At 66.4% G+C, this 17,015-nt stretch carries 16 protein-coding genes and 1 pseudogene; 7 read left to right on the top strand and 10 right to left on the bottom strand.

The genetic code is table 11. The annotated features are described in order from the left end of the window. Positions 1–25: 25 nt before the first annotated feature. Genes AC3FJ6_RS15665 through AC3FJ6_RS15655 form a run of 3 tightly spaced genes read left to right on the top strand, consistent with a single transcriptional unit; the run spans position 26 to position 3,834 of the window. Positions 26–1,597, top strand: coding sequence for an AMP-binding protein (locus AC3FJ6_RS15665; protein ID WP_488772752.1), 1,572 nt, complete (start codon positions 26–28; stop codon positions 1,595–1,597). A 16-nt stretch (positions 1,598–1,613) separates the two neighbouring features. Then, positions 1,614–2,789 carry an acyl-CoA dehydrogenase family protein gene (locus AC3FJ6_RS15660; protein WP_488772751.1) on the top strand — a complete coding sequence of 392 codons (1,176 nt, stop codon included), beginning with the start codon at positions 1,614–1,616 and terminating at the stop codon, positions 2,787–2,789. A 46-nt stretch (positions 2,790–2,835) separates the two neighbouring features. Next, the gene (locus AC3FJ6_RS15655; RefSeq protein WP_488772750.1) at positions 2,836–3,834 is read left to right on the top strand and encodes a tripartite tricarboxylate transporter substrate-binding protein; all 999 of its coding nucleotides are present in this window, start codon (positions 2,836–2,838) and stop codon (positions 3,832–3,834) included. A gap of 73 nt (positions 3,835–3,907) precedes the next feature. Here the strand turns inward: AC3FJ6_RS15655 and AC3FJ6_RS15650 are convergent, their stop codons facing one another. The 3 genes from AC3FJ6_RS15650 to AC3FJ6_RS15640 form a co-directional block, all read right to left on the bottom strand. After that, positions 3,908–4,417 carry a pilin gene (locus tag AC3FJ6_RS15650; protein ID WP_488772749.1) on the bottom strand — a complete coding sequence of 170 codons (510 nt, stop codon included), beginning with the start codon at positions 4,415–4,417 and terminating at the stop codon, positions 3,908–3,910. A 237-nt stretch (positions 4,418–4,654) separates the two neighbouring features. Beyond that, complete coding sequence (locus AC3FJ6_RS15645) at positions 4,655–4,972, bottom strand: YnfA family protein (protein ID WP_488772748.1); 318 nt, start codon at positions 4,970–4,972, stop codon at positions 4,655–4,657. Between the two features lie 224 nt (positions 4,973–5,196). Beyond that, positions 5,197–6,138, bottom strand: coding sequence for a LysR family transcriptional regulator (locus tag AC3FJ6_RS15640; RefSeq protein ID WP_488772747.1), 942 nt, complete (start codon positions 6,136–6,138; stop codon positions 5,197–5,199). A 132-nt stretch (positions 6,139–6,270) separates the two neighbouring features. Here AC3FJ6_RS15640 and AC3FJ6_RS15635 point away from each other — a divergent pair, with 132 nt between their 5' ends. The 3 genes from AC3FJ6_RS15635 to AC3FJ6_RS15625 are packed head-to-tail and all read left to right on the top strand — an operon-like array spanning position 6,271 to position 9,635. After that, positions 6,271–8,100, top strand: coding sequence for a gamma-glutamyltransferase family protein (locus tag AC3FJ6_RS15635; RefSeq protein WP_488772745.1), 1,830 nt, complete (start codon positions 6,271–6,273; stop codon positions 8,098–8,100). Between the two features lie 45 nt (positions 8,101–8,145). Beyond that, positions 8,146–9,123, top strand: coding sequence for a Bug family tripartite tricarboxylate transporter substrate binding protein (locus tag AC3FJ6_RS15630; RefSeq protein ID WP_488772743.1), 978 nt, complete (start codon positions 8,146–8,148; stop codon positions 9,121–9,123). Between the two features lie 2 nt (positions 9,124–9,125). Then, positions 9,126–9,635 carry a GAF domain-containing protein gene (locus tag AC3FJ6_RS15625; RefSeq protein WP_488772742.1) on the top strand — a complete coding sequence of 170 codons (510 nt, stop codon included), beginning with the start codon at positions 9,126–9,128 and terminating at the stop codon, positions 9,633–9,635. Positions 9,636–9,908: 273 nt separating this feature from the next. On the opposite strand, the gene AC3FJ6_RS15620 is transcribed toward AC3FJ6_RS15625, so the two are convergent. From AC3FJ6_RS15620 to AC3FJ6_RS15595, 6 genes are all read right to left on the bottom strand, one after another. After that, entirely contained in the window at positions 9,909–10,631 is a 723-nt protein-coding gene (locus tag AC3FJ6_RS15620) for an MgtC/SapB family protein (RefSeq protein ID WP_488772741.1), read from the bottom strand. Positions 10,632–10,703: 72 nt separating this feature from the next. Beyond that, positions 10,704–11,693, bottom strand: coding sequence for a flavin-nucleotide-binding protein (locus AC3FJ6_RS15615; RefSeq protein WP_488772740.1), 990 nt, complete (start codon positions 11,691–11,693; stop codon positions 10,704–10,706). 55 nt (positions 11,694–11,748) lie between these two features. Continuing rightward, positions 11,749–12,360, bottom strand: a complete 612-nt coding sequence (locus AC3FJ6_RS15610) for a glutathione S-transferase family protein (protein WP_488772738.1) — start codon at positions 12,358–12,360, stop codon at positions 11,749–11,751. A 126-nt stretch (positions 12,361–12,486) separates the two neighbouring features. After that, positions 12,487–13,410 carry a LysR family transcriptional regulator gene (locus AC3FJ6_RS15605; protein WP_488772737.1) on the bottom strand — a complete coding sequence of 308 codons (924 nt, stop codon included), beginning with the start codon at positions 13,408–13,410 and terminating at the stop codon, positions 12,487–12,489. Positions 13,411–13,430: 20 nt separating this feature from the next. Then, positions 13,431–14,489 carry an AI-2E family transporter gene (locus AC3FJ6_RS15600; RefSeq protein ID WP_488772736.1) on the bottom strand — a complete coding sequence of 353 codons (1,059 nt, stop codon included), beginning with the start codon at positions 14,487–14,489 and terminating at the stop codon, positions 13,431–13,433. Positions 14,490–14,570: 81 nt separating this feature from the next. Further along, a complete protein-coding gene (locus AC3FJ6_RS15595) occupies positions 14,571–14,993 on the bottom strand; it encodes a LysR family transcriptional regulator (RefSeq protein WP_488772735.1) in 423 nt (140 codons plus the stop codon). Between the two features lie 634 nt (positions 14,994–15,627). Here AC3FJ6_RS15595 and AC3FJ6_RS15590 point away from each other — a divergent pair. Next, positions 15,628–15,978 (top strand): annotated as a pseudogene (locus AC3FJ6_RS15590) (ShlB/FhaC/HecB family hemolysin secretion/activation protein); the annotation flags it as partial. A gap of 33 nt (positions 15,979–16,011) precedes the next feature. Here AC3FJ6_RS15590 and AC3FJ6_RS15585 read toward each other — a convergent pair. Next, complete coding sequence (locus AC3FJ6_RS15585; RefSeq protein WP_488772734.1) at positions 16,012–16,932, bottom strand: LysR family transcriptional regulator; 921 nt, start codon at positions 16,930–16,932, stop codon at positions 16,012–16,014. Positions 16,933–17,015: the final 83 nt, after the last annotated feature.

The raw sequence follows: 17,015 nt of genomic DNA, 5'->3' as shown, positions 1-17,015 counted from the left end.
CACAACATTCAAATGGGAGACCACGATGACGTTCGCCTACTTCCTCCGGCGTGCGGCGCTCTACTGGGGCGACAACCCCGCCGTGCTGTACCGGGACCGCGTGCTGACGTACCGCCAGCTGGACGAACGCTCGACCCGGCTGGCCAACGCGCTGCTGGCGCTGGGTTTGCGGAAGGGGGACCGCGTGGCGATCCAGTCGCGCAACTGCCCGCAGATCGTCGAGATCGAATGTGCGCTGTATAAGGCAGGGCTGGTCAAGGCGGCGCTGAACCCGCGTTTTACGGCCAACGAGGCATCGGACGTGGTCGAGAACTGCACCCCGCGCGTGATGATCGCGGGGCCCGGCTATACCGGCTATACCCGAGACACACGCGGGTTTGGCTGCGTCGAGCATTTCATTGCCATCGCGGGCGCCGAAGTGGCCGAAGGGGCGGATGGGGCCTATGCCACCTACGAATCCCTGATCGAGCGTGGCGCGAATTCGTCGATCGACTATGTTCCGCGGCCCGACGACCTGGCCGTGCTGCATTTTTCATCCGGTTCGACGGGCAAGATCAAGGCGGCCATGCAGAGCTACGGCAACCGGCTGGCGTCGATGCGCAAGATGATCCTGACCATGGACCGCCCGGCGCGCCCTGGCGACCGGCTGGCGCTGATCGGCCCGGTCACGCATGCGTCGGGCATGCTGATGCAACCCTATCTGTTCCTGGGCGCCACGCTGGTGCTGTTCGAGAAATTCGAGCCCGCCGGCTTCCTGGCCGATGTGGCGCGCCTGAAGCTGACCCACGTCTTTATGGTGCCGGCCATGATCAACATGCTGCTGGCCGAGCCGGCACTGGCCACGGCCAACCTGAGCAGCCTCAAGACGCTGGCCTACGGCGCCGCGCCGATGGCGCCGGCACGCATTCGCGAGGCCTGGGAACGCATCGGCCCAGTGCTGTCGCAGGGCTACGGCGCCAGTGAATCGACCTCGGGCGTGACGCGCCTGTCCACGGCCGACCATGCGCTGGCGATCGAAAGCAAGCCCGAGCGGCTGGCATCGTGCGGCCGCGCGCTGGGCGAAACCGAAGTGCGCGTGGTCAACGAGCGTGGCGAGGAAGTCAGCGGCGATGAAATTGGCGAACTTGTGATCCGTGGCGAGGATGTATTCCAGGGCTACTGGGGCGAGCCCGACCTGACGCGCGAGGTGCTGGTCGACGGCTGGCTGCATACCGGCGACCTGGCGCGTGTGGATGCCGATGGCTACCTGTACCTGGTGGACCGCAAGAAGGACATGATCATCTCGGGCGGCTTCAACGTCTATCCGACCGAGGTGGAGGCCACGCTGTACCAGCATCCCGACGTGATGGAAGCCTGCGTGATCAGCGTGCCCGACGACACCTGGGGCGAAAGCGTCAAGGCCGTGGTGGCGCTGTGGCCCGGCCGGCAGGCCAGCGCCGCGGAGTTGATCGGGCACTGCCGCGCGCGCATTGCCGACTACAAGTCGCCGCGTTCGGTGGACTTCGTCGCCGAACTGCCCAAGAACGCCAGCGGCAAGCTGGCACGCAAGCTGGTGCGTGAGCAGTACTGGCTCGGCGCCAGCCGACGCGTGAACTGATCCACGGAGAAAAGACATGTTCGACCATCTGACCAATCCCGTGCTGATCGAAACGCGCGCGGCGGTGCAGCGGTTCATCAACGAGGAACTGCTGCCGCTGGAACGCCAACTGGGCCTGGGCACCGAAGACCCGTGGCCGCGTGAGGTGCTGCGCAACGTCTGGCGCCGCTCCAGCGAACTGGGGCTGTACGCGGCCTGCCTGCCGGCGGAACTGGGCGGCAAGGGCCTCAATATCTCGGAACAGTGCGCGCTGAAGGCCGATCTGGCCGCCAGCGGCGCGGTGCTGGCGCCGCACGTGCTGGGCGACCTGGGCGGGCCGCCGCGCGTGGGCAATATGCTCAAGTACGCCACGCCCGATCAGGTGGCGCGCTATTTCGAGCCGGTGATCCGGGGCCAGAAATCCACCTGCTTCGCGCTGACCGAGCCGCATTCGGGTTCCGATGCGCAGAGCATCCGCACCAGCGCGGTGGTGGACGGCGACGAACTGGTCATCAACGGCGAGAAGCACTACATCAGCGGCGCGCCGTTTGCGGACTTCGCCATCGTGATGTGCGTGACCGATGCCACCACCACGCCGCCGTCGATCACGGCCGTGCTGGTCGATCTGGACCTGCCCGGCGTGACCGTCAGCACCGAGTACGTGCCGATGTCGGGCCAGCATATCGACGCCGACATCCGCTTCGAGAACGTGCGCGTGCCGCGCGCCAACATCTTTGGCGGCGAAGGGCGGGGGTTCAAGCTGGGCATGTCGCGCATCAACGTGAACCGGCTGCTGCATTGCCCTTCGATGCTGGGGCTGGCCGCGCGCGCCTACGAGGCATCGGTGGCGTACGCGGGCCAGCGCCGCCAGTTTGGCGGGCCGATTGCGCGCTTCCAGGCCATCCAGCATATGCTGGCCGACATGGCGGCGGCGCTGTGGGCGTGCGAGAGCATGATCGCGCAGACCGCGCTGCTGGCCGATGCCGGTGCCGACCTGCGCATGAAGGCGGCCGCGTGCAAGCTGTTCGTGTCGGAACGCTGCTTCGAGGTGGCCGACAAGGCCGTGCAGATCCACGGCAACCTGGGCGTCACGCGCGGGCATCCGGTGGAGCAGACCTGGCGCAAGCTGCGCATGTTCCGCATCTTCACGGGCACCAGCGAGATCCAGCGCAACACCATCGCCAAGGCCATCCTGGACCCGGCGGGGGCCTGACTGCGCGCCACACACAGGCCGCACATCAAAAAACACAGGAGACAACATGAATCGTCGTCAATGGCTGGGTACGGCAGGCGCCGCAGCCGGTGCCGCCGCACTGGGGGGCGTGATGAGCCGCGTGGCCGTGGCCGCCGCGCCGTATCCGTCGCGCCCGATCCGGCTGATCGTGCCGTTCATCGCGGGCACCGCGCCCGATTCCATCGCCCGCACCATCTCGGCGGAACTGTCGCCGGTGCTGGGGCAGCCGCTGGTGGTGGAGAACATCGGCGGGGCCGGCGGCATCATCGGCGCCCGGGCGCTGAAGCGCGCCGAGCCCGATGGCTACACGCTGGGTATCCTGGCCAACCAGCACGTGATCAACGTCCATCTGTACAAGGACCAGCCCTACGACGCCGCCCGCGACTTCACGGCGATCTCGGCGCTGTCGGGCGGCCCGGTGGTGCTGGCGGTGCCGGCGTCGTCGCCCTTCAGGACGGCGCGCGAGCTGATCGACGCGATGAAGCAGAAGCCCGGCGCGCTGAACTACGGCTCGGGCGGCAAGGGCAGCGTCTCGCATCTGGCCGTGGAATCGCTGCTGCACCAGCACCATGTCGAGGCCGTGCATATCCCGTACAAGGGCGCCAGCGAGATATTGACGTCGATGCTGAGCGGCCAGACGCAGTTCGGCATGCCGGTGATGTCCACGGCGGCGCCGTTCCTGCGCAACGGCCAGATCCGCGCGCTGGCGGTGTCATCGGCCGCGCGGACCAGCTACTTCCCGAACGTGCCGACGCTGGCCGATTCGCTGCCGCCGGGCTTCGTACTCGATAACTGGAGCGGCCTGTTCGCCCCGGCCGGCCTGCCGGCGCCCATGGCGAAACGGCTATTCGATGCGGTGGCGGCGCTGCAGGGGAGCGGAAAGCTAGACGCGACGATGAAGGCCAATGCGGGGGAACTTCGGAAGAGCGATTCACCGGCCCAGTTCACGCGGATGGTGGCAGCGGACAACGCGCGGTATGGGAAGCTGATCGGGGAGATTGGGATGCGGGGGGAGGCGGGGTGACTTCATCGCCGGCCAGAAATGAAAAAAGCCCCGGGGAAAGTCCGGGGCTTTTTCAGATGTGGCCTATTTCTACTTAACCACCTGCCGGAGCAACGATCGGGCAGCTTGCCGGAGCGTAATTTGCGCTCCAGCTCGACGACGTGCCAGCGGTCATGCTGCAGCTCCAGCTGCCGGTGTTTGCCACACGGTTCCACGTAATGACGGCGCCAGAGACTGCAGCCGATGCCGTATTGCCCAATGTGGCCGAGATGGTCATCGGGTCAGTCGTCAGCACGACGACAGGAATGCCGCCAGCGTTAGTTAGCAAGGTCGATACGGTGCGGCCAGGATTGCACTCCGTCGCGCCCGGGTTTGCCGACGTCACAACAGTCGTGCGACCTTCATTCAGGCAGGTTTCGACAGCCGTGCGCAGCGCCGACGTTTCACCGATCACGCGATTGATCTGCGACTTCGCGACATACGATTGATATTGCGGAATCGCAATCGCAGCCAGGATACCGATGATCGCGACCACGATCATCAGTTCGATCAGCGTGAAACCCTTCTGGACCCGTTGGTGGATTCCCATCCGTGCTTTTTTCATGGAATTGACCCCTTTGAATTAGTTGAGAACAGCAGCTGCTGTCGGGGTCCTATAGAGCAACAGGTGTGCCAGGTCACATTTCGGCTAGAAATCGTTGAAATGTGAGATTTCTTGTCACCTGTAACCAGATGTGTCTGCCAAATCCTGTCACCCCACTCTGGTAGGGTGTGGCTCAAGATGCATAAAGTGACGGATTTTGTCAGAAAAAGTGGCGCTTAATTCGCCCTTAATCTGAGTTCAGCGCGGCTGAAACACGATTACCGCCATGCCGGCGACGGCGATTGTGACACCTGTCATATCCCAGATGCTGGGCCGCACGCCGTCCACCAGCCAGAGCCAGACGATGGCCACTGCTATATAGATACCGCCGTAGGCGGCATAGACCCGGCCCGAGGCGTCGGGGTGCAAGGTCAGCAGCCAGGCAAAGACCGCCAGCGAAGCCGCGCCGGGCAGCAGCACCCAGGGGCTGGCGTTCTGGCGCAGCCAAAGGTAGGGCAGGTAGCAGCCGAGGATTTCGGCCAGGGCGGTCAGGACGTAGAGCACAACGGTCTTCATTGGATTGTTTGTCTTGGTTGATGGAAGGTGCTGGCGGTTCAAATTGCCATATGCCGGCAAGCTGAACCTCGATGCCCTCTCCCCCGGCCCCTCTCCCGCCGGCGTGAGAGGGGAGCAAAACGCAAGCCTTTGAAGGCCTCGTGGTGTTCTCCCCTCTCCCATGAAATGGGAGAGGGGTTGGGGGAGAGGGCAAGCCCATCCCCATCCACCGCCCCCAAATCCCACTACCCCACCGCCGCCTTCAACGCCGCCACCAGCGGCTTCACCAGATCGTTCTCCTCTGACTCCCGCCGCCACATCACGCCCACAGGCGGCAAATCCCAACTCAGGGAAAACGGCAGCGTCGCCGCGTCGCCCAGTTCGATCAGTTCGGCGGCCACGGCACGCGGCACGATGGTGATGGCGTCGGGCTGGCTGCGCAGCAGCGTGGCCATCGGCTTGATCGAGTAGGTTTCGACGATCGGCAGCGGCGGCGCCACGCCGGCCACCGCGAACATCGTATTGATCGTACGGCGTACCGGCGTATGCGGCGGCGGCAGAATCCAGTCGAGTTCGGCCAGCCGCTTCCAGTCGAGGTCGCCGCGCGACAGCCGCGCCCTGGCCCGCGAAGGTACCACGAGCACTGGCTCTTCCCGGTACAGCGGCTCCTGCACGATGTCTTCCCCCGCCAGGTAGAACGAGCGCGCAATCGCGCAGTCCAGTTCGTGCTGGCGCAGCGCGCCGACCAGTTCGTCGGTGGTGCCCTCGCGCACGACCACCGAGAGGCGTGGCTGCTGGTTGAGCCCGTACGCCAGCGCGGCGTCCAGCACCGCGCGGGCCGTGTAGGGGATCACGCCCAGCCGCAGCCGGCCACGCCGGCCGGCCTCGATCACCGCCAGTTGCCGGCCCAGCGCCTCGGCATCGGCCAGCGTCATGCGCGCGTGGCTCAGCACGGCAGCGCCGGTGGCGGTGGGCTCCAGGCCGTTGCGCGTGCGCGTGAACAGCGGCGTCATGAAGATGTCCTCGATCTCGCGCAGGGCCTTGGTCACGGCCGGCTGGGACAGGTTCATCTCGGCCGCCACGCGCGACACGGATCGCTGCCGCTCCAGCGCCAGCAGCAGCGGCAAATGGCGCAGACGCAGGCGCGACACGATCTGATGCAGCAACTTGTCGGTGGCAATCGGCATGGCGGGGCGAGAAGGCGGCGAATGGGTATAACCGAATGGTAATGCAACGATAAGTTATTCGACGTTGGCAGTTATTTCGGCTGCCTATACTCGAACCACAAATCAAATGCATCAAACAGGAGTCATTTGCCCATGTTCACGACACGCCCCGAGATCGTCGGCACGTTCGGCGTCGCTGCTTCCACCCACTGGCTGGCCACCCAGACGGCCATGGGCGTGCTGGAGCGCGGCGGCAATGCGTTCGATGCAGCCGTGGCGGCGGGCTTCGTGCTGCAGGTGGTGGAACCGCACCTGAACGGCCCCGGCGGCGAGGTGCCGATCCTGTTCTGGAGCGAAAAGGACCGCGCGGTGCGCTCGGTCTGCGGCCAGGGCCCGGCCCCGGCGCTGGCCGACCCGGAGGCGCTGCGCAAGCAGGGCATGGAACTGATGCCCGGTATCGGCCTGATGCCCGCCACGGTGCCCGGCGCGTTCGGCGCGTGGCTGACCATGCTGCGCGACCATGGCACGTGGTCGCTGGCCGACGTGCTGGCGCCGGCCATCGGTTACGCACGCAACGGCTTCCCGCTGGTGCCGCGCATCTCGCAGGCCATCCTGGCCGTGCAGCAGCTGTTCCGTGACGAATGGCACAGTTCGGCCGATACCTGGCTGCCCGATGGCCGCGTGCCGCGTCCCGGCGCACTACATACGCTGCCCGTGCTGGCCGATACCTACACACGCATCGTCGAGACGGCCGTGAGCCGGAGCGACAGCCGCGAAGGCCAGATCGACGCGGCGATGCACTGCTGGTATCGCGGCTTCGTGGCCGAGGCCATCGACGCATACTGCCGCACCACCCCCGTGCGCGACACCACCGGCGAGAAGCACACCGGCCTGCTGCGCTACGACGACCTGGCCGGCTGGAAGCCCACCGTGGAAGCGCCGGTCTCGCTCGACTTCGGCCGCTATGCGGTGGCCAAGTGCGATATCTGGAGCCAGGGCCCGATGTTCCTGCAGCAGCTTGGCATGCTGCGCCACGCCAATCTGGATGCCCACGCGCCGACCTCGCCCGAATTTGTCCACACCATTGCCGAGGCCGCCAAGCTGGCGATGGCCGACCGCACGGCCTGGTACGGCGATCCGTTGTTCGAGGACAGTCCGCTCTGTGCGCTGCTCAATCCGCATTACCTGGCCGCGCGGGCCGCGCTGATCGGCGACCGCGCGTCGCTGACGATGCAGCCGGGCGCGCTCAAGGGCCGCGCGCCGCGTATGCCGGACCTGACCGTGGCCGACCGCACGCTAGCCGCGGCAGATACGCGCTTCGGCATCGGCGAGCCCACGTTCGCGGCGCTGCCGCCGGTCAGCGAATGGGCCGAGCGCGAAGTGTTCGTCGGCGATACCTGCCATATCGACGTGATTGACCGCCACGGCAACATGGTGGCGGCTACGCCGTCGGGCGGCTGGCTGTCGTCGAGCCCCACCATTCCGGCGCTGGGCTTTGCGCTGAACACGCGCCTGCAGATGACGTGGCTGGAGCCGGGCCTGCCCAATACGCTGGCACCGGGCAAGCGCCCATGCACCACGTTGTCGCCGTCGCTGTGCCTGCGCGATGGGGAACCGTATATGGTCTTCGGCACGCCCGGCGGCGACCAGCAGGACCAATGGTCGCTGGCCTTCTTCATGCGCCATGCGGTGCACGGCATGAACCTGCAGGAAGCGATCGACGCGCCGGCCTGGCATATCGACCATTTCCCGCAATCGTTCTGGCCGCGCCAGACCACGCTGAACCGCATCACCGTCGAGTCGCGCTTCCCGGCCACCACCATCGAAGCCCTGCGCGCCCGCGGGCACGAAGTTCGCGTAGGGGAAGACTGGTCCGAAGGCCGCATGTCGGCGTGCACGCGCGAGCGCGACGGCAAGGGTCGCCTGGTGCTGCGCGCGGGCGCCAATGCGCGCGGCATGCAGGGTTATGCCGTGGGCCGCTGAATCGCATCACATCAGACAGTTCGAAGACAGAAGGGGAGTTGCATCATGAGGTCCGTATTGAAAAGCCTGCTGTGCGGTGCCGCCGCGCTGGCCATGTCGTTCGCCGGCCACGCCGGGGCCGCCGACACCTATCCCGCCAAGCCGGTCACGCTGATCGTGCCCTGGGCCGCCGGCGGTTCCACCGACATCCTGGCGCGCGTGCTGTCCGAGCACCTGACAAAGTCGCTGGGCCAGCCGGTGATCGTCGACAACAAGCCCGGTGCGTCGGGCAACATCGGCTCGGCGATGGTGGCGCGTGCCCAGCCCGACGGCTACACGCTGCTGATCGGCTCGATGAGCACGCACGCCATGAACCCGGCGCTGATGGCCAACATGCCGTTCAAGGGCGTGGAGGATTTCACGCCGCTGGGCCTGCTGGCCTACGTGACCAACACGATGGTCGTGCATCCGTCGGTGCCGGCCAATAACGTCAAGGAACTGGTCGCCTACGCCCGCGCCAATCCCGGCAAGCTGGCCTACGCCAGCGCCGGGCCCGGCTCGACCAACCACCTGAGCGCCGTGCTGTTCGAGAAGATGGCGGGCATCCAGATGCTGCACGTGCCGTACAAGGGCGGTGCGCCGGCCGTGGTGGATACCGTGGCGGGTCAGACCCAGCTGCTGTTCTCGGCCGGCACGCAGACGCTGCCCCACGTGAAGGCCGGCAAGCTCAAGCTGCTGGCGGTGACAGAGGCCAGGCGGTCGCCGCTGCTGCCCAATGTGCCGACCGTGGGCGAGACCATCCCCGGGTATGAACTGTCGGTGTGGTACGGCGCGTTCGGTCCGAAAAACATGCCGCCCGCGCTGGTGGCCAGGCTGAACACCGAAATCAACCGCGTGATGTCGCTGCCAGAGGTCAAGGCCAAGATGGACGCGATCGGCGTGGAAACGGCCACCTCGACGCCGCAGGAGTTTGCCAAGATCCTGCGCCGCGATGCCGACCGCTACGGCAAGCTGATCAAGGACCTGGGCATCCACGGAGAGTGACGATGGCAAGCGTCGATACGCTGGGCCACTGGCAAACGCACCTGCATCCGCTGTTCGACCGCCTGCGCGCCGCCGCCACGCCGCAGGCTGTCATGGACGCCGTTGGCGCAGCCACGCTCGATATCGTCGGGCCGGGTTTGCTGACGATCAACGCCTGGCACGTGGAAAGCCGCGAAATCCGCCGGCTCTGGTCGTCGGACCCGGTGGCCTATCCGCCCGGCGGCAAGAAGGTCAAGGGCGATACGGGCTGGACACGCCAGCTGCTGGACCGTGGCGAAGTCTTCGTGGGCGAAGGCGACGCGGCGCTGGCCGCCGTATTCGACGACATCGCCACGATCCGCGCGCTGGGCCTGAACGGCGTGGTCAACGTGCCGCTGTGCCACGGCGGGCGGGTAATCGGCACGTTCAACTACCTGGCCGGCGTGGAATCGTGGACCGCTGAGGACATCACGGCGCTGCGGATATTGGGGCAGTTTGCGGTGGGGGCTGTCTGCGAGGCAAGCGTGGACTGATTGTTGTCTCCCTCTTCAGCAGTGCGGGAGAGGGAGCAAGCCGACGGAGGTTGAATGGCGTGCGGTGTTCTCCCTCTCCCGCCTTGCGGGAGAGGGGCGGGGGAGAGGGTCGGCCGTTCAATCTGCGACAAGTCGGCAAGCAGAGCCGCCGTTGCCCTCTCCCCCAACCCCTCTCCCGCCTTGCGGGATAGGGGAGCAAGCCGACGGAGGTTGAATGGCGGGCGGTGTTGTCCGTCTCCCGCAGCGGGAGCAAACAGCCCGGCAAGCGGCCGCCTACTCCGTCGTACTCGCGCTCCAGAACGCCTGGCTGACCACGCTGGTGCCGCCCAGGCGGGTCACGATCTGGTCGAGCACATCGCCATCGACCGATGTGGCTGCCAGCGCCGCCTCGATTTCCACATCCTGTTCGCCGAACGCGCGCACTTCGAGGTCGCGCGTCGGATACTGGGCCGCCTCCAGCGCCTCTTCCAGCAGGCGCATCGCCGTTTTCTGGTAGTCGCGGGCCGTGATCACATGCACGGTGTGCGTGACCTCCACGGCCGTGGTGTCCAGCGGCTGGCGGTTGATCCGGTCAACCACCGGGCGCAGCAGCGTGTTGGCGGCCAGGATGAACAGCGCGGCAATCCCGGCTTCCGCAATCATGTCGGCGCCGGCGCAGGCGCCCACCGCCGCCGAGCACCACAGCGTGGCGGCGGTATTGAGCCCGCGCACGTTGCCTTCCTCGCGCATGATCACGCCCGCGCCCAGGAAGCCGATGCCCGAGACCACGTACGCAATCACGCGCACCGCGCCGTCATGCCCCGCGATATGGTTGGCCAGGTCGACGAAGATGGCCGCGCCCACCGCCACCAGCACATTGGTGCGCAGGCCGGCCGTGCGTTGGCGGTACTGTCGCTCAAAGCCGATCATGCCGCCCAGGATGAAGGCGGCGGCCAGGCTGATGGCGGTATCGAGCAGCGATTGCGGATTGATGTTCTGCAGGGCTTCCAGGGACATGGGCGGCATCCGGTCGGGCCAAAAACTGGCGCGATTGTGGCACAGCTGCCGCCGTTCCCTGAAACTTCCTGTTCAGCGCCAGCTGCCGGTGGCCAGCGCCTGCGGCGACGCGCCATCGGGATCGATGTCCCAGCGCAGCGGCAGGGCGCGGTCGCGCCGCACGATCTGCTCGGGCGTGAATCGCCACAGCCGTTGGGCACCGTCGAAGGTGGCAATTTCTGGCGAATCGATGATGACTTCGGTGCGGCCGCTCAGTTGCAGCAGGTCGCCCGTGGCATAGCTCACGAACACCAGGCCGGCCACCGGATTGACCATCATGTTGCCGAGCGTGTTGAAGAACGTGTTGCCCTGGAAGTCTGGAATCGTCAGGGTGCCATCGTCATCGACGCGCACAAAGCCGGGCTTGCCGCCGCGATGCGAGACATCCACCTGGCGCAGCCCGCCGGGCAGGTCCACATAGGTCGCCACGAAAAACGAATCGGCATGGCGGATCAGCGTCCGCGCGCGGGCATCCAGCGCATCGAGCATCTCGGGCGGCTCGCTGGCCGGCGTGGCCGGGTCGCGGGTCATCACGGGCGCGCGCTTCTGGATGTACTGCGGGCAGTTGCCGAAACTCTGGCCCACCGCCACCTGAAAGCCCTGGGCGCCCGTCGTGGCATCGCGATGGATCGTGCCGTTCATCCGGTTGCGGCGCCGGGTATGCGGCTGGATGCCCAGCAGCCCGATGGCGTTGCCGTCCTCCATGCCCGCGTCGGCCGGATCAGCGGCGTCGCGCACCATCGCCACGTCGAGCTGGCGCGGATCGGGCGAATGCAGGAAGCCCGGCTGACCGCCGCGCACCGTTGCCCAGGGCCGCCCATCCGGTGCCACCGTGCCAATCACGACCGACGGCAACATGGCGAAGAAGTCGCGATGCTGGTCCGGCATGTAGTCGCGCACCACGCGCGAGCCCACTTCGGCCAGGCGTTCCTCGGCGCCGATGCTGGCTTGCAGCTGGCGCTCGCCGGTATGCCAGGGCGTGCCGGGCAGGATTTCCACGTGCGGAACCGGATGCGGGGTCATGACGGACTCCTGAAGTTATGCGGGATGCCGGAACGGCGGGAAGCGCGGGCGGGGTTCAGGCGGCCAGGCCGACTGGCGTGGTCTGGAACGGGATGAAGCCGGGCAACGCTTCCACGCGCGCCAGCCACTGGCGCACATTCGCGTAGTCCTTCAGGTCGACAAAGCCCTCGGGCGCGCGCGCCGTGTAGCTGTACAGCGCCACGTCGGCAATGGTCGGATGATCGGCGGCAAGCCAGGCGCGGCCCGCCAGCGCGTCGTCCATGCGCTTGAGCACCACGTGTGCGCGTTCGATCGCGTCCTTGCTGTCGTACGGGGCCTTGAAGACAGTGATGATGCGGGCGCGGGCGGGGCCAAATGCGATGTCGCCCGCGGCCACAGACAGCCAGCGTTGCACAGCGGCGGCCTCGGCGGGGGCTTCGGGCAGCCAGTCGGTACGGCCCAGCTTCTTGCTCAGGTAGACCAGGATCGCGTTCGAATCGCTGATCACCGTATCGCCATCGACCAGCACGGGCACCTGGCCGAACGGGTTCATGGCCAGGAATTCCGGCGTCTTGTGGGCGCGCGCCAGCAAGTCCACATCGATCCACTCGGCAGGCTGGCCCAGCAGCGACAGAAAGAGCCAGGCGCGGTGCGAATGTCCGGAAAGCGGGTGGCCGTACAGTTTCATGATGGATGTCCTTGGTCGATTATTGTGGTATCGGGCGCAAACGCTGCGTACGGATCGACTATAGACACCCGGCTGGGCGGGAAAAACCGGTGAAGCCCGAAGGGACTCTTGTGAAATCCAGAAGAATCAGCGGGTTCGGGCGCTGTCGGGAATGTTCAGCGAGGCCTGGCCGCGCAGTTGCGCCACGGCCAGGTCGATAAACGCGCGCACCTTGTGCATGGCGTGCCGGCCCTCGCGGTGGATGACGTGGATCGGCAACGGGTCGGGCTCGTAGTCTTCCAGCACGATCCGCAGCCTGCCGTCGCGCAGTTCGTCGGCAATCTGGTAAGACAGTACGCGCGTCAGGCCGAAACCGGCCACGGCGGCGGCAATCGCGGAATCGTTGGTGGTGGTGGCCAGGCGTGGGGTCAGCCGCACGGGCAGCGGCTCGCCGTTGCGCATGAAGCGCCATTCGGGCGCGGTGGAGATGCCCGTGGTCTGGATCACCGCATGGCGCGCCAGGTCGTCGGGCGACGCCGGTGTGCCGTGTTGCGCCAGGTAGTCCGGCGCGGCACAGACCACGCGCCGCACGTGGCCCACCGGGATGGCCTGCAGCGAAGAACTCGGCAGCGGGCCGATGCGAACGCCAACGTCGATGCCCTCGTCGATGAAATTCACCACGCGGTCGACGAACATGCAATCGACATCGACCTCCGGATAGCGGCGCAGGTACTCGACCACCACCGGCGTGACAAAGCGCCGGCCAAACAGCACCGACGCGGTGATCGACAGCCGGCCGCGCGGCGCCTCGTGCGCGCCGGCGGCGGCCAGTTCGGCGTCGTCGATCTCGGCCAGGATGCGGCGGCAGTTCTCGTAGTAGGCGGTGCCGGTGGGGGTGGGGCGCACCACGCGCGTGGTGCGCGTGAGCAGGCGTACGCCCAGATGCGTTTCCAGGTCGGTCACGATTCGACTGACCACGCTCAGCGACGCGTCGAGCTTGCGCGCCGCGGGCGTGAAGCCGCCGCATTCCACGACGGCCACGTAGGTCTTCATTGCTTGCAGTCGGTCCACGGCGTCTTTCGCGATTGGCGTCAGTGAGCCGCCGGGTCTTCGGCGTTGTTCAGGTCCCAGCAGGCGATGAACAGCGCGGCGATCAGCGGCCCGATCACAAAGCCGTTCAGCCCGAACAGCGCCATGCCGCCCAGCGTGGAGATCAGCACCACGTAGTCGGGCATCTGGGTGTCCTTGCCCACCAGGATCGGGCGCAGCACGTTGTCGACCAGGCCGATGACCACCAGGCCAAAGCCGATCAGCACGCAGCCCTTGAGCACCGAGCCGGTCAGCAGGAAGTAGACCGCCACCGGCGCCCAGATCAGGCCCGCACCCACGGCTGGCAGCAGCGACAGGAAGGCCATCACCACGCCCCACAGCAGCGACCCCTGGATGCCCAGCACCGCGAAGATGCCACCGCCCAGCACACCTTGCGCCGCCGCCACGGCGATATTGCCCTTGACCGTCGCGCGCACGACCGTGGTGAACTTCTGGATCAGGTGCTGCTTGTGGGCCGCGCTCAGCGGCACGGCCAGCCGTATCCGGCGCGACAGCTGCGGGCCATCGCGCAGCAGGAAGAACAGCAGGTACAGCATGATGCCGAAGCCGATCATGAACTGCGCCGTGTTCTGGCCGATGCTCAGCGCGCGCGTGGCCAGCATCTGGCTGGCGGACAGCGCGCTGGCGCTGAGCTTGTCCTTGAGGTCGGAAATGCTGGCCAGGTCGGCGCGCGCCAGCATGTCGCGCACGAAAGGCGGCAGCGCATCGGCGGCGGACTGGAAGTAGTGGCCGAAGTTGATCCGGCCGGAGCGGATGTTGTCGTAGAGGTTCACGCCCTCCTGGATCAGCGACATCGTGATCACGATCATCGGCAGGATCACCAGCAGCAGCACCAGCAGCAGCGTCAGCAACGCCGCGATGTTGTTGCGGCCGCGCAGCGCCGACACCAGCCGCCGCTGCAGCGGCGCAAAGATGATGGCCAGCACCGCGCCCCAGAACACCGCGCCGTAGAAGGGCAGAAGAATCCAGAAAAATGCGATGGTGACTATCGCCAGCAACAGCAGGAACGTCTTGTGATGCAGACCGTCGGGGTCGGCCATGGGTCGAGCCTCAGTTTGCGAGCCAGTGGCCATTCTACGATGTTTGCCGAATGGCGCCGTGGCGGTCGGCCTGCCGGGCGTTCACTCCGCGCCGGGGCCGCCCGTGGTGGGCGGGTCGCCGGCACCCGTGGATTCCGCCACGAGGCTGTCCCACATCGACAGCAGCCGGACGGCACATGGATAGAGCCGGCGCGCGGCGGCCGTGGGGTGCATCGACGCGGCCTCGCGCGAGAACAGCGTGGTGCCGAGCCGATCCTCCAGCCGGCGGATCGCATAGTGGATGCAGGCGGCGCGGATGCCGGTGTGGCGCTCCGCCGCGATGGCCGATTCGTGCTGCATCAGCATGACGAAGCGGCGCAGTTGGGTCGTGTTGATGTGTCGGACGGGCAGGGGCGCATGCAGGCTGTCCGGCGGGCGGACCGGCAGGGAGCGCGCCAGACGCGGGCGGCGCGGTGCGCTGCCGGGAAGTGCGGCGTCCGGCTTTGCTTTGTCAATGTCCCACATTCTCGTGCTGCCCAAGGCGGTATTGCAATGAGGCCGGATTGTGCAGCGATTCGCTGCGCAGGCACTTGTCCCCCGACAAGTTGCGCAGCGTGCGACGGCAAAGAAGCCCCGCAGGCCCGCGCGGCACCGCGCATCGACATCGGAATTCTCCGAATCCACGCGATGTCGCGGATCGCAATTCGACGATTTTTCCCGCATACACACGGAATCAATGCGGAGCGGCGGAGCATCGCAGTTGGAGGTCTTTCTTCTTCGCATTGGCCCGTTCTGCCTCAGCACAAACCTGGTACGCCTGTCGCCAAATCATTGCACTCCGTTGTGTCGATACGCCACTGAAGTCAGATGTAAAGAAGTCTCAGATCGGCCGTTTTCACCTACGGATTCTGGCGATTTTTCGAAACTGTCTCTTCGGCTTCTTCGGCCGGCGGGCGCGCCCGCTCGCGCCGTTGCACCCGTGATAAACGTGTGACCAAAAATGAACGGACGTTCACAAATAGAGGGTCTTTCGGTACTTCGTCCCCTCCAGTAACCTGCGCGCCGTTTCGATTTACTTTTCCGGTTGAAACGGTAAAGCGCGCGACAGGCAGGTTCTCCGGTCCGAATGACCCGGTGTTGCCTTGAAGATCCGCATTACGTGGATGACTTGACGATTGGCAGCCGATATACCGTACGGGGTTTCGATGGCGAGAGCCAGCTTGCCGGCGAGCGTGGATTCTATTGGCGCAACGAACTGCAGGCGCCCCTGGGAGCCAGCGGCCAGGCGCTTTACGTCGGTCTCGATTATGGCCGCGTGTACGGACCATCGACCCAGGCACTGGTGGGCACACAACTGGCCGGCGCGGTGATCGGCATGCGCGGCGGCGTGGGCTCGCAACGGTTCGGCGGCGTGTCGTATGACGTGTTCCTGGGCACGCCCGTGTACAAGCCGGAGCCATTCAATACCGCCGGGGTGACGGCGGGGATGCAGGTGGTTTATCAGTATTAGTCCATGAGCAATCGCCAACGGCCGCGCGGAACGCTAATCGCTGCCTGACTCCTGCCATGGCTCTCCCTCCGCAATCCTTTGCGCCACTGACACAAACCGTTGCACATGCCGGTCGTCGGTGTCCTGCTGCGTGGCCAGTGCGATGCCGATGCGGTTGGTCGGGCGCGGGCTCGACAGGCGCAGAAAGCGCACGCGCCGGTTGGTGTAGCGCGCGGTCACGCCCGGCACCAGGGCCACGCCCAATCCGCTTTCCACCAGGCTGACGATGGTCTGCACCTGCACGGCTTCCTGCGTGATGCGCGGCACGAAGCCGGCCTGCTGGCATAGCAGCATCGCCACGGCTTGCAGGTTCGGCACGTCGGCGCTGGGATGCATGATGAACGGTTCGTCGGCCAGCGCCTTCAGCGCGATGCTGTCCTGGCTGGCGAAGCGGCTGTCGGCGGGGACGGCGGCCATGAACGAATCGGACTCCAGGGGCAGCAGCTGAAACGGCCCGCTGCTCAGGATCGGAAAACGCACCAGGCCGGCGTCGAGCTGGCCGCGCTCGATGCGGTCCAGGATCGCCGCCGACGTTGATTCATGCAGGATCAGCTCGATGCCGGGGTGTTCGCCACGAAACGCCGGGATCAGCCGGGGCAGCAGCGCATAGGTTGCCGATCCGACAAATCCCACGCGCAGCGCGCCGCGCTCGCCATGGGCGGCCGATTGGGCGGCGGCGCGGGCCTGCTCCGCATGGAACAGCGCACGCCGCGCATCGTTCAGGGCGGCCTCGCCGGCCTGGGTCAGGCGCACGCCACGGGTGGTGCGCACGAACAGCGGCGTGCCTAGCGACGCTTCCAGCTTGCGGATCGAGATGGACAGCGGCGGCTGCGCCATATGCAGGCGCTCGGCGGCACGGTGGAAGTTGCCGGTCTCGGCAAGCACGACAAACTGCTGAAGCTGGCGCAGGTCCATGGCGATATACGGGCGATATACAGGTGATATCAGTTCCTAAATATCTAATATTAGACGCAAGCGTCCGACTGGACTACGCTAGG

Source organism: Cupriavidus sp. 94F1, assembly GCF_057798875.1.
This window is presented reverse-complemented; position numbering and strand designations above follow the sequence as displayed.